Source organism: Pedobacter sp. W3I1 (assembly GCF_030816015.1).
Lineage (GTDB): Bacteria > Bacteroidota > Bacteroidia > Sphingobacteriales > Sphingobacteriaceae > Pedobacter.
This window is the reverse complement of the sequence record NZ_JAUSXN010000001.1, coordinates 3017546-3031840: the sequence shown is the minus strand read 5'-3', so window position 1 is coordinate 3031840 and position 14295 is coordinate 3017546. Positions and strand designations below refer to the sequence as shown.

General features: G+C 38.3%; 14 protein-coding genes. 6 read left to right on the top strand and 8 right to left on the bottom strand.

The features are described from left to right. Positions 1-72: 72 nt before the first annotated feature. The 4 genes from QF042_RS12560 to QF042_RS12545 form a co-directional block, all read right to left on the bottom strand. Positions 73-819, bottom strand: coding sequence for a glycoside hydrolase family 97 catalytic domain-containing protein (locus tag QF042_RS12560; RefSeq protein ID WP_307528820.1), 747 nt, complete (start codon positions 817-819; stop codon positions 73-75). Between the two features lie 4 nt (positions 820-823). Beyond that, the gene (locus QF042_RS12555) at positions 824-2023 is read right to left on the bottom strand and encodes a glycoside hydrolase family 97 N-terminal domain-containing protein (protein ID WP_307528819.1); all 1200 of its coding nucleotides are present in this window, start codon (positions 2021-2023) and stop codon (positions 824-826) included. A gap of 65 nt (positions 2024-2088) precedes the next feature. Next, a complete protein-coding gene (locus tag QF042_RS12550) occupies positions 2089-3690 on the bottom strand; it encodes an FAD-dependent oxidoreductase (RefSeq protein WP_307528816.1) in 1602 nt (533 codons plus the stop codon). Between the two features lie 284 nt (positions 3691-3974). Beyond that, positions 3975-4658, bottom strand: coding sequence for a DUF4142 domain-containing protein (locus tag QF042_RS12545; RefSeq protein WP_307528814.1), 684 nt, complete (start codon positions 4656-4658; stop codon positions 3975-3977). Between the two features lie 167 nt (positions 4659-4825). Between QF042_RS12545 and QF042_RS12540 the strand changes: the two genes are divergently transcribed. Next, the gene (locus QF042_RS12540; RefSeq protein ID WP_307528812.1) at positions 4826-5137 is read left to right on the top strand and encodes a hypothetical protein; all 312 of its coding nucleotides are present in this window, start codon (positions 4826-4828) and stop codon (positions 5135-5137) included. Positions 5138-5193: 56 nt separating this feature from the next. On the opposite strand, the gene QF042_RS12535 is transcribed toward QF042_RS12540, so the two are convergent. Genes QF042_RS12535 through QF042_RS12525 form a run of 3 tightly spaced genes read right to left on the bottom strand, consistent with a single transcriptional unit; the run spans position 5194 to position 6906 of the window. Beyond that, a complete protein-coding gene (locus QF042_RS12535) occupies positions 5194-6018 on the bottom strand; it encodes an ion transporter (RefSeq protein WP_307528810.1) in 825 nt (274 codons plus the stop codon). A 34-nt stretch (positions 6019-6052) separates the two neighbouring features. Then, positions 6053-6682, bottom strand: a complete 630-nt coding sequence (locus tag QF042_RS12530) for an SDR family oxidoreductase (protein ID WP_307528808.1) — start codon at positions 6680-6682, stop codon at positions 6053-6055. 23 nt (positions 6683-6705) lie between these two features. Continuing rightward, positions 6706-6906, bottom strand: coding sequence for a hypothetical protein (locus QF042_RS12525; protein WP_307528806.1), 201 nt, complete (start codon positions 6904-6906; stop codon positions 6706-6708). A 188-nt stretch (positions 6907-7094) separates the two neighbouring features. On the opposite strand from QF042_RS12525, the gene QF042_RS12520 reads away from it, so the two are divergent. The 4 genes from QF042_RS12520 to QF042_RS12505 all read left to right on the top strand — a co-directional run bounded on the left by QF042_RS12520 (position 7095) and on the right by QF042_RS12505 (position 10255). Continuing rightward, positions 7095-8444, top strand: coding sequence for an alpha-L-fucosidase (locus QF042_RS12520; RefSeq protein ID WP_307528804.1), 1350 nt, complete (start codon positions 7095-7097; stop codon positions 8442-8444). A gap of 233 nt (positions 8445-8677) precedes the next feature. Beyond that, complete coding sequence (locus tag QF042_RS12515; protein ID WP_307528802.1) at positions 8678-8929, top strand: hypothetical protein; 252 nt, start codon at positions 8678-8680, stop codon at positions 8927-8929. A gap of 42 nt (positions 8930-8971) precedes the next feature. Next, positions 8972-9691: a DUF481 domain-containing protein gene (locus tag QF042_RS12510; RefSeq protein ID WP_307528799.1), complete on the top strand. Its 720-nt coding sequence runs from the start codon at positions 8972-8974 to the stop codon at positions 9689-9691. A 390-nt stretch (positions 9692-10081) separates the two neighbouring features. After that, positions 10082-10255 (top strand): hypothetical protein, encoded by a 174-nt coding sequence (locus QF042_RS12505; protein ID WP_307528797.1) that lies wholly within the window; start codon positions 10082-10084, stop codon positions 10253-10255. A 476-nt stretch (positions 10256-10731) separates the two neighbouring features. On the opposite strand, the gene cobA is transcribed toward QF042_RS12505, so the two are convergent. Continuing rightward, positions 10732-11496, bottom strand: coding sequence for a uroporphyrinogen-III C-methyltransferase (gene cobA, locus QF042_RS12500; RefSeq protein WP_307528795.1), 765 nt, complete (start codon positions 11494-11496; stop codon positions 10732-10734). A 351-nt stretch (positions 11497-11847) separates the two neighbouring features. Between cobA and nirB the strand changes: the two genes are divergently transcribed. After that, positions 11848-14262, top strand: a complete 2415-nt coding sequence (nirB, locus tag QF042_RS12495; RefSeq protein WP_307528792.1) for a nitrite reductase large subunit NirB — start codon at positions 11848-11850, stop codon at positions 14260-14262. Positions 14263-14295 lie beyond the last annotated feature (33 nt).

Genomic DNA, 14295 nt, shown 5'->3' with positions numbered 1-14295 from the left:
TCCCGCATACGCGAGAATGACGACAACATAAAAACTAATTACACTTTTGAGCATTTACCTTATTTAATTTCATTATTTAACCTGCTCAATTACAGCAACAAAACCACCATCTTTTACCATATTGATATCGATCGTTTCTCCAGCTTTAATTGGTTTTACGATACGTTTAAAATCCATCGCCTGAAAATCTGCATTGATGCCATCTTTGATCAGGGTGATCTGGTAGTTTGTGTTTGCTTTCAGGAAACTGGCTTCAACTTTCAGATCATGTTTTTGATCGTTGCCCATCGCGCCAACAAACCATTTTTCGCCTTTGCGTTTGGCCGTAACAATATATTCACCAACACTTGCATCCAGAATTTTGGTTTCATCCCAGGTAACCGGAACACTGGTAATAAACGAAGTGGTTTCTGGCTCTCTTAAATAATTAAAAGGATTATCAGCCAACATTTGCAGACCGCTTTCGAACACGATGTACATCGCCAATTGATGTGCCCTTGTACCAATACTCATTGTATTTACCCAACTTGGCTTATAATCCTCTTTATGTGCCGAACGCATAGCACCAGGCGTGTAATCCATAGGTCCTACTGCATTACGTAAAAACGGAAGAAATAAATTGTTGTTTGGCGTAGCCAGGCCACCGCCAATATTTTGTTCCATCCCGATAACCCCCTCATACGAAAGCACATTTGGATAGGCAACTTCTAAACCTGCAGGTTTAAATGCACCGTGGAAATCGACTAAAATGTGGTGTTTGGCGGCTTCTTTAGCTACACGGGTATAATAGTTCACCATCCATTGATCGCTCCTATCCATAAAATCAATTTTGACCCCAGCAATGCCCCATTTTTTCTAATGTTTCGAAAATATTGAAGTTATTTTCGACTGCCAGCCAGGTAAACCAAAGTACAATTTTTACATTTTTCTGTTTACCATAGGCAATTAACTCTTGCAGGTTAATGGTTGGATTAGGTTCAAAAGGATTAAGCGTTGTTTTCGCCCATCCTTCATCCATAATGATGTAAGGAATCCCAAATTTCGAAGCAAAATCGATGTAATATTTATAAGTATCCTGGTTATAACCCGATTTAAAATCGACCCCGTAAACGTAGGCATTGTGCCACCACTCCCAGGTTACCTGACCAGGTTTTATCCATTTGGTATCCTGCAATTGGTTAGGGGTGCTCAGTTTATACACCATTTGGTTTGCTGCTAACTGGGTATCTTTATCGGTAATGACCAAAAAACGCCAGGGAAATGATCTTTTACCAGCTGTTTTGGCAATATAATCGGCTTCTTTTAAAATTTTCTTGCTTCTGTCGCCATCTTCTCCAAAAGCCAAAGGTGCTTTAGGAAAAATAGCATCAACGGTTTTATCGTCTACCGCTTTAACAAATAAACATGGATAATCATAAAGATCAGCTTCTGATAACAAGGCTTTATACTTACCATTATTAAATAGGATTGGCAGCACACTCATCTTATCCTTGTTTACTTTTCCGAGTTCATTTTGACGGTAAAGAATTTCGTAAGAAGTTTTAAATCCACCAGTTTCTAAATAATCAGCTTTAACTGCATCGTTAAAATTGATGTGCACATCTTCGCTGTTTACAATGATCGAATCTTTTTTATTCGTGATGAAACGATAGGCAATGCCATCGTTATAAGCCCTGAATTCCACGCTAAAATCGCCTTTGAAGTCCAATCGCAATAAATTATACTGATTTACTACGGTACTGTTTTTAAGTGGAACAATCGGATTCGAACTGGTGTTAACCGAAGAAAGCGTTTTCTTTAACAGCTTTGCATTGGCACCCAGCTTTGCCTGATCTAAGTTTAACTGTAAGTATGAATTGGCCAAAAAAGGATCGCCATTAAAAGTTACCGCATAGCCAATTTTATCTTTAATATTTACCGATACTTTAATCCGTTTATCGGGCGATACCAACTCTATCGGAGCACTAAAAAGTTTTACTGCAAATAACAGTAGCAAAATGACAAATGATAATTTTTTTTTCATGTTTGATCAGGTTTCGTTCTGAGAAATTTGGTTTTGTGTGCTTTAAATGATTTTAATAAATCGTTTTAGTGAGTTAAAGTTAAACACTGTTTTTGATTTAACAATAAGTTTTTTAATTGATTGTATTTTACATCCTGAATATTGATTTTGTGATCGATAGCTAAAGATGCAGCAGTGGCCGCCGATTCGGCCAAGATCATGAATACGGGTTCCATCCGCACAGAGCCATAGGCAATATGCGACGATGACAAACAGACCGGCACCAATAAATTTTTACATTCGGTTCTCTTGGGTACGATGGCCTGATAAGAAATGCCATATGGTTTTGGCGCTTTAACACCAATATCGCCTTCATTCTGCACATAACCCGCTGGCGTAACGTAGCGTTGAACATTATGAGAATCTAACGCGTAAGAACCCATCCCAATTGGATTGGGTACTTCTTTTTTGCCAAGCACTTCATGCTCGGTCATTACGAAATCGCCGACCATTCTCCTGGCCTCACGGACATAAATCTGATAAGGCCAGTTTCCGTTATCTTTAAATTCGTCTTTCGCCAATCCCCATTTTTTAACCTGCTGTTGAATATCTTTCGGCATCCTGGGGTCGTTCGCCATAAAGTACATTAATCCTTTTTGATAATTTTCATGGGCCTTAATTATCTCTTTCCGCTTTGCATAGGTGGCTTCCGGATAATCGTAGTTCATCCCAATAAAATCGGTGCTAAATGGCCCATGGTTATTGGTATCTGTTTTATGGTTAGGAATGGGATCGTATTTATTAAAAAGTTCGTTCCAACCCGCATTAAACACCCTTAAAAGTAATTCGTAATCCATTGGATTGTAGCGGTCTGGTTTTGGAAATTCGATTCTGTTTTCCGGCCGATCGGTAAGGCACATCCGGTAGCAATATGCCTGAAGTTTATGGTCTGCCGTTCCGTTTGGCCCAGGTTGATCATTAGAAATACCGGCCAACAAACCGCTCGTTTTATCGCCAGGTTTTTTATAGGGATCGATGTTGTTTTTAAAATAATGTGAATGCTGAAAAACCATGGCCTGTACACCGTTCCATTGTTCCTGATAAACCGCATTTGCTTCTCGCCCTACATGATAATTCACCTTTGCTGCAGCCATCAGATCCCCTTCGTAGGTGGCATCGATAAACATTTTGGCTCTGAATATCTTTCCAGATAAAGTTTTAATACTGATTATTTTACCATCCTTCATCTCCACTCCTGCCTCTCGCGCTAACCCCTCATCACGATATACGGTTAATTTGTTTTCCTTAACAAAATCTTCCATAATCTGCTCCGCAACATGAGGTTCGAAAATCCACATGGTCCGGTCTTTTCCATCAATAGCAGGCGTACCCTGTCCTTTGTTACCGTATTCTTCTTTTTTCTGCCAATTCCAGGCATTGGCCTGTTGGTAGTGCTGATAAACCCGTTGATAAAATGTTCTGGCTAAACCACCAATTACGGATTTATCGCCCGTATCGGTAAAGCCAAGGCCCGAAGCAGATAAACCGCCCAAATGGACATCCGGCGAAATTACAATCACACTTTTGCCCATTTTAGTAGCTTGTACCGCAGCAATTACTCCAGCTGATGTTCCGCCATAAATTACAATATCTGCATGATGTCCATCTTTGCGCTGACTATAAGCCATTAAGGACATGCAGCTAAGCACTGCAAAACAGATCAAAATTTTCTGAGTTGATATCGTCAGTAAATGCAAATAAAAGCTACAGCGTTTACTATAAATTTCTGCATATGGGGCTTCACTTTTTTGTTGTGAGAGGACGAACAATTCTGCATCTGAAAAATGCTTTAATTAAAGACATATATTTGGCTGGGTTTAAACAAATATATTAATTATTTAAACTTACGAAACCAATATAAATCGATTTAGATGAATATAAAAGCAAGATTACAATGCTGAATAATTATACATTATTTAGCTAATGCATTAGCCTGCTTTAAGTGTTTCTTTAATACAGGCAAATATTTACTGGCATATGCTTTAACCGCACGATCAGTAGACTGCGCCGCTTTTTCAAATAATGCAACCGCATTTTGATGATCGGCAAGCATCATCTCAACATAAGCTTTATCAAATGAAGCCCCGCTTAAATTATTCAAATTATTGACCGCACTGGTAACATCAATTTCATTGGCATTACTACCAGTTTTTTTTACTTGACCAGTATTGCCGGCCTCGCCTTCGGCATTTTTGCTTCGAGAGGTATCTTTCAGATTTTCAGGTGATGAATCTACCCTGCCATCTGGTCGTAGTTCACCTTCTGGCCTGCTCATTGGCAAATTTACTTTCTTAAGTTTCGCCAATGTCCTCAATTCTTCGTTGGCCTTGGTATGATCTTCAACCATCATCTGGCCAAATGCCTTTATCTTTTTATCTGTTGCTTTCTCCGCCGCAAGTTTCCCTGTCAATACCTCTTTCATTCCGGCAATAGCCGCCTGTTGCAAAAATTGTGCAGTTGTTAAACTATCTTGTTGATGAATATAATCAAATGATTTTGTATAATGCCAATCTGCTTTTGCAATTGCATTAAATGAAGTAACTGAAATGATCATTCCCACTACAGCTATTTTCCTGGTATTGAAATGGTTTTTCATTGTAAATTAGTTAAGGTAAATTATATTAATAAACCTTGTTAACGCCTAAAAAGTTTAGGCAAAATAGATTAGCTGCCCTAAAACTTACAACTTACAGGGCTTAACAATTTACATTTTTTCTAAACCTAATCTGTTTTCAACCTGTTTTATATGAAAACGTTTATATTATGGAAAATCTAGAAAACAATCAACCAGAAGAAGAAATTCAAAATATCGAACAGTTTCAGGTCGACCGTTCGGTGGGAAATGCAGCCGATGGTCATGCTACTCCTGAGCCATCTGAAGATGATGAATATACAGTGGATGAAGTGCCATTTGCTGATGGCGAAGGCACACAATTAAATGAAGAAATAGAAGGTCCGGAAGACGAAGAAGAAGATGATGATGAAGCAGAAACGAATGACTATAATGAATCGGATATAGAAGAACTGGATAAAGATCCAAATGCTTATGACGAGGAAGACAGTGAAATGTTATAAGCCAATCATTTCATTTCCGTATAAAGGGTGCCAGATAAGCAATTGTCTGGCATTTTTTATTTAAACAAAGATGATCCGCAATATTTGCAAAACAGGGCATCACTATCATGCCCTTCTCTACTACAACTTGGGCACGATTCGGGTAATTCTTTTTTCTGTCTGGCAGCAACAGCAATATCGTGGGTAATGATTCCTGTAGGCACAGCAATTATGGCATAACCAATTAACATCACCACAGAGGCTACAAATTTACCCAACGGTGTAATGGGTGAAATATCGCCATAACCCACTGTTGTTATCGTAACTATGGCCCAATAAATACTTTCAGGGATATTTGAAAAACCATTTTCCCGCTTTTCTACCAGATACATAATAGAACCGAGAATAACAGTGATGGTTAAAACCGTTAACAGAAAGATACTGATTTTACGGACACTATTTTTTAATGCCTGGGTCAAAAAGTTAATCTCTGTTAAAAAATGTCCGAGTTTAAATATCCTGAAAACACGAAGCAACCTCAATGCCCTAAAAACCAATAAAGATTGCGCGCCAATAAAAAATATGCTTAAATAAGATGGTAACAGTGCAACCAGATCGATAATTCCTAGAGGACTAATTACATAACTGATGGGTTTTCTGATACTCACCAGTCTTAAAATGTATTCAAGGGTAAAAAGCGCGGCAAAAATCCACTCCATGATATTAAACAGCTTGCCATAATGCTGATGAATACTGATAACGCTATCCAGCATCACCACAATAATACTCGAAAAAATGGCAATCAATAAACCCACATCAAAAGCTTTACCTGCAGGCGTATTCGATTCGTAAATGACTTCGTGCAGTTTAAAACGCCAATCTTTAGGTGGATCTGATGCCATGGAAATGGTTTAATGATGATTAAAGGTAGCGAAATTAACCGTTTACCACTTCACCACCATTTACATGTATTACCTGTCCGGTTATGAAAGATGCATCATCCGAAGCCAGGAACACATAAGATGGTCCAAGTTCTGACGGTTGCCCTGCCCTTTCCATCGCTGTTTCTGATCCAAAAGATTTAATCTTTTTTTCATCGAATGTAGATACAATAAGCGGTGTCCATACAGGGCCAGGTGCTACCGCATTTACACGGATACCCGTTTTGGCTAAATTTGTAGCGAGCGAACGTGTAAAGGAAGTGATGGCTCCCTTTGTAGAAGAGTAATCGATCAGATTTGGCGAAGAGCGATAAGCCGTTACCGAGGTGGTATTGATAATGGTATCGCCTGCCTGAAAATGTTCAAGTACCTCGTGTGCAAAATAGAAATAGCCAAATATATTGGTACGGAAAGTATCTTCAAGCTGTTTGTCGTCGATTTTCTTTGGATCTTTCTGAGGCACCTGTATTCCGGCATTGTTTACCAGAATATTGATCTTCCCAAACTTTTTAACTGTGGTTTCTACTGCTTTTTTACAAAATGCAGGCTTTTTAACGTCCCCTTTAATTAACAAACAATTTTTACCTTCAGCTTCAACCAGCTGTTTGGTTTCCTTTGCATCCACATCTTCATCTAAATAAACAATCGCTACATCGGCACACCTTCCCTTGCAAAATGAACCGCTACCGAACGCCCAATGCCGCTGTCTCCACCGGTAATCAACGCTACCTTATCCATTAATTTTCCAGCACCTTTATAACTTGCTTTAATTACTTCTGGCCTTGGATCCATTTTGGCTTCTATACCCGGTTGTTTATTTTGTTTAGCAGGTGTCTTTTGAGTTTTCATCTGGATTAATCAATCAAAGTTTTCAATAATACCTACTAAACAACCTGTTGCCTGCAAAGTTTTCGTGACGGAGATCATCATTCACATTTTAAACCAATTTAACTTAATATTTTGCTAATATCCCATTATTATCGAAGCCTATATCGCAGTAAATTAGCTATTTAAATTCTAACCAAGTGAAACCACAAATGAGAAAAACAATCTTAACAGCTTTATTCATCTTAAGCTTAACCTTACCTAATTTCGCTCAAAAACGTTTGGGCAATGAAACTCCAGCTCAAAAGATCAAAAGAATGGAATGGTGGACGGATGCCCGCTTCGGCATGTTTATCCACTGGGGCCTGTATGCACTACCAGCCCGTCACGAGTGGGTTAAAAGCAATGAACACATTACCAACGAAACTTATCAGAAATACTTCGATCAATTTAATCCTGATTTATTTAACCCTAAAAAATGGGCGAAAGAAGCTAAAGCAGCAGGAATGAAATATGCCGTGTTAACTACCAAACACCATGAAGGATTTACATTGTTTGATAGCAAATACACTGATTATAAAGCAACCAATACACAAGCCAAAAGAGATTTGGTTAAAGAATTTGTTGAGGCTTTTCGTGCAGAGGGTATAAAAGTAGGTTTTTATTATTCGCTGATTGATTGGCACCACCCAGATTTTCCCGTAGATATTTACCACCCTTTAAGACCAGATAAGGGCCACGAAGATCAATATGCAGTATTGAATAAAAACAGAGATATGGCCAAATACCGCAAATACCTTTACGATCAGGTAACCGAGCTACTTACTAAGTACGGCAAAATCGACATTCTTTGGGCAGATTTCTCTTACCCGGGTAAAAATGGTAAAGGTCGTGATGATTGGGGTTCGGTAGCACTACTTAAGCAGATTAGAAAACTGCAGCCACAAATCATTGTAGATAACCGTTTGGATCTTAATGATTATGAAGATGGTACAGATTTCGAAACGCCAGAACAGGTTAGTCCGAAAGAACTGGAAAAATACCGTGGCAAAGTTTGGGAAACCTGCCAAACCTTTTCGGGTTCCTGGGGATACCACCGTGATGAGAATACCTGGAAAAGCAACAGAAAACTATTAGATTTACTGATTACATCTGTAGCCAATGGCGGTAATTTACTCTTAAACGTTGGTCCTACCGCCCGCGGCGAATTCGACAACCGTGCTGTCACAGCTTTAGATAGTTTAAGTCTTTGGATGCATGCCAATTCGAAATCTATTTACCACTGTACTTTTGCACCAGCAGGGTTTAAAGCACCCGAAGGAGCAAAACTCACCTATAACAACGACACTAAAAAACTATATGTGCATTTGTTCGAATATCCAAATACGGGTTACCTTACGTTAGATGGATATAAAGACAAAGCAAAGTACGCACAGTTTTTACACGATAATTCAGAAATACAGATCGATACAGAAAAATCGACGGGAAATACATTAGTATTAAAACTACCTAAGCAAAAGCCCGATTTTGAAATCCCGGTAATTGAATTAACGTTAAATTAATCCAGCTATACAATCTGTAAGAAGCTATATCATAAATATAGAATTGTCATCCTGAGCTTGTCGAAGGACCTATTTTAGATGTCTTACGAGGCGTTTCGACAGGCTCAACATGGCAAATTCGATGCGAATTACAATTTATAAGACAGCCTCTTTTTTGTGAAATAATGATGAAGTGTTTAAAGATGAATAAAACTTATTTCGATTTTAGTTTGTATAAAACCTAAACGAAAGAAATGAGAATAAAAGGCACCTTTATATACACCCTTAAAACGGGCGAAAACGCGTTAATCTTGCTAACTGAAAATAAAATTGATCAGGATAAACTTTATCATTATTTAATGGTCGATGCCTATCGGTTTAAAAAAGAAATTGTGCAGGAAGAGCCACAGATCGAACTGATATCTGCAGGTTATAAAAATGAAAATGATGAGGTGATTTGGAACCATGAATATATTCCTGTACCGAAATGGTACGATCAGAATTAAATCAGACTAAACATATTGATAAAGATCAATGTTAAAATGTTTATGAAGTTTTTTGCACCCTTCTTCTTTTTGTTACTATTTTATACCAGATCACTCGCACAGTATACCGACAGTACTCATTATCATGTACTGCTTACTTCAACCGGATCGATTAACCGAACAAATGATGATCGGGCCTATTTGTTAAATAATGCACTCAATTTTGGGTTGAAAAAGAAAAGTTTTGTTTTAAACTCCAGTTCGGCATGGCTTTACGGCAAACAGAATAATAATTTAACCAACAACGATTTTTCTACCACACTTAACTTTAATCTGTATAAAACCTTGCCACATTTTTATTATTGGGGCTTGATTAATTACAATACCAGCTATTCTTTAAAGCTTAAAAACCAGCTGCTTGCCGGTGGTGGCATTGCCTATAGCATTTTAGATAAAGAAAATGCATACATTAACATCAGTAATGGTGTACTTTTCGATCAGAGCAGTTTAATTGTAGGTGATAGTTACCACACCTATAGAAATTCGTTAAGGTTACAATATCATTTTATGATCAAAGAACTGATTACCATTGACGGGAATCACTTCTTACAAAATTCTTTTAACAGAAAGGGTGATTACATTATCCGCTCATCTGCAACCCTTGGATTAAAACTTCGCAAATGGATCAGTTTAACAACAACATTTAACTATAACAAGCTGAATATTACCAACAGCGAAAATTTAAACCTTACTTATGGATTAACGCTTGATAAATATTTTTAGATTAGTCTGGAGTCCTAAGTCTGTAGTTGGCAGTGGAGTCTATTGCTGATTACCCAGATTCAGTCACCCTGAACGGAGTCGAAGGGCAATTTACAGATATTAAATCAGTTGATGGATCAGGAGCGCAATTTGCAACGATCAAGGTTTGCCCCCGCTTTCCCCTTTATCCCGAGAACTATCCTACCGTGAGGACAGATCTTTTTGAGGTTAATTTTTTAGGCGTTTTGCTAGCTTCCTCAAATAACACTTTGTTTTAACCGAAGAACGCCGTCAATCCCAAGGGCCTGGGAAAATCAAAAAAACAGTTGCAGGAAAGAACAAATAGTAGTACCAAACCTAAAACGCAGTGGTTTTGTGTTCATAAACGCTAATTTAAAACTTTGATAAGTATTGAACACAAACCCCGAAGGGCTCAATCAGGCCGAAGAAAACACACAATACCTGATTAAACGAAGTGCCGCTGTTTTTTTGATGCGTGTAGGATTATGTAAAAGGCCCATTGCTGGATTGACAGAGCGCTTTGGGTACTTTGGCGCTCCAAAGTACCATGCCACCGCGGCATAGAGCGGAAAAAATCAATGTTTGCATTTAATTAATGATTTTTAGAAAAAAAATGCTTTTTAGTAGCTGGAAAGATGCTAATCCCGAAGCTTCGGGACAGCATGACGATCGCCTTAGGCAAGGGGGCAAAAACAAATTAGATTTAATAGTGTGTCCACACGGTAGGATGAACTATCGGGATGCTCACTCCAATCGGGCTAAGTGGCGCTGCCTTATTAAATGACGGGGAATTACCTAATGAACCAGCTCTGCGTACTCCGTGCCATTTTCTCTGCGTACTCTGCGGTTAAACGGCGATAGTATTGTAGACGTTTGGTACCGATTAAGCAGTTTAAACAGTTAACCCTATAGCTGACCATTAAGGAATTAAGAAGGTTAAGGATCGTTATAAGCAACCTGGTTATCAACCATGAACCAATAAACTATTAACCAATGTATTAATAATCCAGGACAAATTAACCAATGACCAATGAACCTTTCTATGCCGACAACAACTCTCCATGATTTAAATTTGCATAAGCTTTAGCCTGCACTACATTACCAATTATAATAATTGCCGGATAAGTTAAACCAGCGTTTTCTGCAGATTCCTGTAAATTCTTAACCGAACATACTACTTGTTTTTGATTGGGTAAGGTAGCATGCTGAATAATTGCTGCAGGCATATCACCTAAACCTGCATCGCAATAGGCTTTAGAAATTTCGCCAACTTTTTTCATCCCCATATATATAACTACTGTAGCCGAACTTTTCATCGCACATTTTAAATCGTTGGTTAAACTTCCGTCCTTTTTAGTTCCGGTAAGTATCCAAACACTTTCGCTAATTCCACGGTGTGTTAAGGGCACATCGATAAAACCTGCTCCTTGCATACTACTTATACCCGGAATATAATGACATTTAATCCCTCTGGCCTCCGCATAAATCAATTCTTCGAATCCTCTACCAAAAATAAAAGGATCTCCACCCTTTAAACGCACTACTACCTGGTAATTTTGAGCATTTTCGACAATTAATTCATTTATTTTCTCTTGTGGCGTGTATTTTCCATAAGGTTGCTTGCCAACATAGATCATTTTACATGTTTTCGGAGCAATTTCTAGCAATTTTTCATTACTTAAGTTATCATAAAGAATAACTTCTGCTCTTTTTAGCACATTAAAAGCTTTCATAGTGATTAATTCCGGATCACCAGGACCTCCACCCATTATAAAAAGTCCAAAATCAGTAGTTTTTTGATTCATAATTTTAATGATTTAACTATTTAAGTATAAAAGTGATGAAAATTTATTAAAAAGTTAAATATTTAATGATAAAAATCACACAATAACAACTTTTTATATAATTAAAGCATATATTTGACTATCAAAAATCATATAAATATTAAATTATATATTTTTAAAACGATTATTTAATAAAATAATACCAAAAACAAATAATCCGAAACAAAAAACAACCAACAGAAACTAAAAAACACTAAACACCTTTAAGATTTATGAAAGAACCACAAATAATCGTAATAGGAAATGGAATGGTGGGGTATAAATTCTGCGAAAAGCTTAGATCAAAAACTTCTTCTTTTAATCTTATTGTTTTTGGAGAAAGAACCCCGTAGAGCTTACGATCGTGTTCATTTAAGTGAATATTTTAATGGCAAAACAGCCGAAGACCTCTCCCTTTCTACAGAAAACTGGTATCAGGAACAAAATATTACCTTATTTCTCAATAACCCAGTTACTAAAATAGACCGCGACCTTCAAAAAGTTTATACCGCCAATGGTTCAGATTACAGCTACGATATTCTTGTTTTTGCTACGGGTTCTGGTGCTTTTGTTCCTAATATCCCTGGAATTGAGAAAGAAGGTGTTTTTGTTTACCGTACAATAGAAGATCTTGACCTCATTAGTGGCTACGCAAAAAAAGCCAAAACGGCTTCAGTTATAGGAGGCGGTTTATTAGGATTAGAAGCCGCTAAAGCATTGATTGATCTGGGTATCGAAAAAACCAGTATTATTGAATTTGCACCGCGCTTAATGCCAAGACAAATAGATCCTGCCGGTAGCGACATGCTTAAATCGAAGCTTACAGATTTAGGCTTACAGATCCATTTAAATAAAAACACCACGAGCATTGAAGGTGATGGCCGTATTACTGCATTAAAGTTTAGTGATGATACGGCTTTAGATGTTGATATGCTGGTAATCTCTGCCGGCATAAAACCACGTGATGAACTAGCTAAAGCCTGCGGCATTGAGGTTGGTCCACGGGGCGGAATTGTAGTTGACGAAAAAATGCAGACCAACGATCCAGCTGTATTTGCTATTGGCGAATGCGCCTTATACGACGGAATGATTTATGGTTTAATTGCTCCAGGCTACGAAATGGCAGAAGTATTGGCTGCAAACCTTTGCGAAGGTGATAAAGCCTTCACAGGCTTTGATATGAGCACCAAACTCAAACTGATTGGCATCGATGTAGCCAGTTTTGGTGATAATTTTATTACCGAGCCGGATTGCCGTACCATCATCTTCGAAAACAAACACAAAGGCGTTTATAAAAGAATAAATGTTAGTAATGACGGGCAATACCTTTTAGGAGGTATATTAATTGGAGATGCAACAGCGTATAACTTGCTGTTGCAGACCTCTAATAACCGCATTGTATTACCAGAAAACCCTGAAGAACTGATACTGGGTGCGCGTGGAGGAAGCGAACCTGCAGGCGGAGCCGGAATTACAGGTTTACCAGATAGCGCATTAATATGTAGTTGCGAAGGTGTTAGTAAAGGCGATATCTGCTCGGCAGTAGCAGATGGTTCTTGCGAAAATATTGATGACCTGAAAAAATGCACCAAAGCAGGTACAGGCTGTGGTGGCTGTTTGCCGATGGTAAAAGATTTAATGACCTACACCCTAAAATCACAAGGTAAATACATCAAAAATGTAATATGTGAGCACTTTAATTATAGCCGACAAGAGCTTTTTGACCTCATTCATATTCATGAATTAAAAAGTTATGATGCAGTATTAGATGCTTTAGGTAAAAATGACGGTTGCGAAGTATGTAAACCATTAGTATCGTCATTACTTGCCAGCCTTTGGAACGAAATGATCCTTAAAAAAGGAAACGACGTGGCTCAGGATAGCAACGACCGTTTTCTGGCCAACATCCAAAAAGGCGGCTCATACTCTGTAGTACCAAGGGTTCCGGGCGGCGAAATTACTCCCGACAAATTGATTGTAATTGGCGAAGTAGCTAAAAAATATAACCTGTATACCAAAATTACAGGCGGTCAGCGGATAGATATGTTTGGCGCGCACCTTAACGACCTGCCTATTATCTGGGAAGAATTAATTGCTGCAGGCTTTGAAAGCGGCCATGCATACGGAAAGGGCTTAAGAACAGTAAAAAGCTGTGTTGGCAGTACCTGGTGCAGATTTGGTTTGCATGATAGCGTAAGTTTTGCCATCCGGATTGAAGAAAGATACAGAGGTATACGTGCACCACATAAATTCAAATCAGCGGTAAGTGGCTGTATCAGAGAATGTGCAGAAGCTCAAAGTAAAGATTTTGGCATTATTGCCACCGAAAAAGGCTGGAACTTATATGTATGTGGCAATGGAGGTAGCAAGCCTCAACATGCTTTATTATTGGCAACAGACTTAGACAGTGAAACCTGCATCCAGTATATTGATAGATTTTTGATGTTTTACATCCGTACTGCCGATCCACTTACCCGAACAGCAACCTGGCTGAACAAAATGGAAGGCGGAATAGATTACCTGCGGAATGTAATTATCAACGATAGTTTAGGGATGGCGGCCCAGTGGGAAAGTGAAATTGAAAATTTAATCGCCTCATATAAATGCGAGTGGAAAGAGGCAGTTGAAAACCCTGCAATCAGAAAAAGATTCTCTCATTTTGTAAATGCACCAGAAGACAAAGACCCTACCATAGAATTTGTTGAAATGCGCGGACAAAAAAGAACCGCCGAATGGAAAACAGTTTAATCAATAATCTTTACAAACCTTATAAAACCCAAA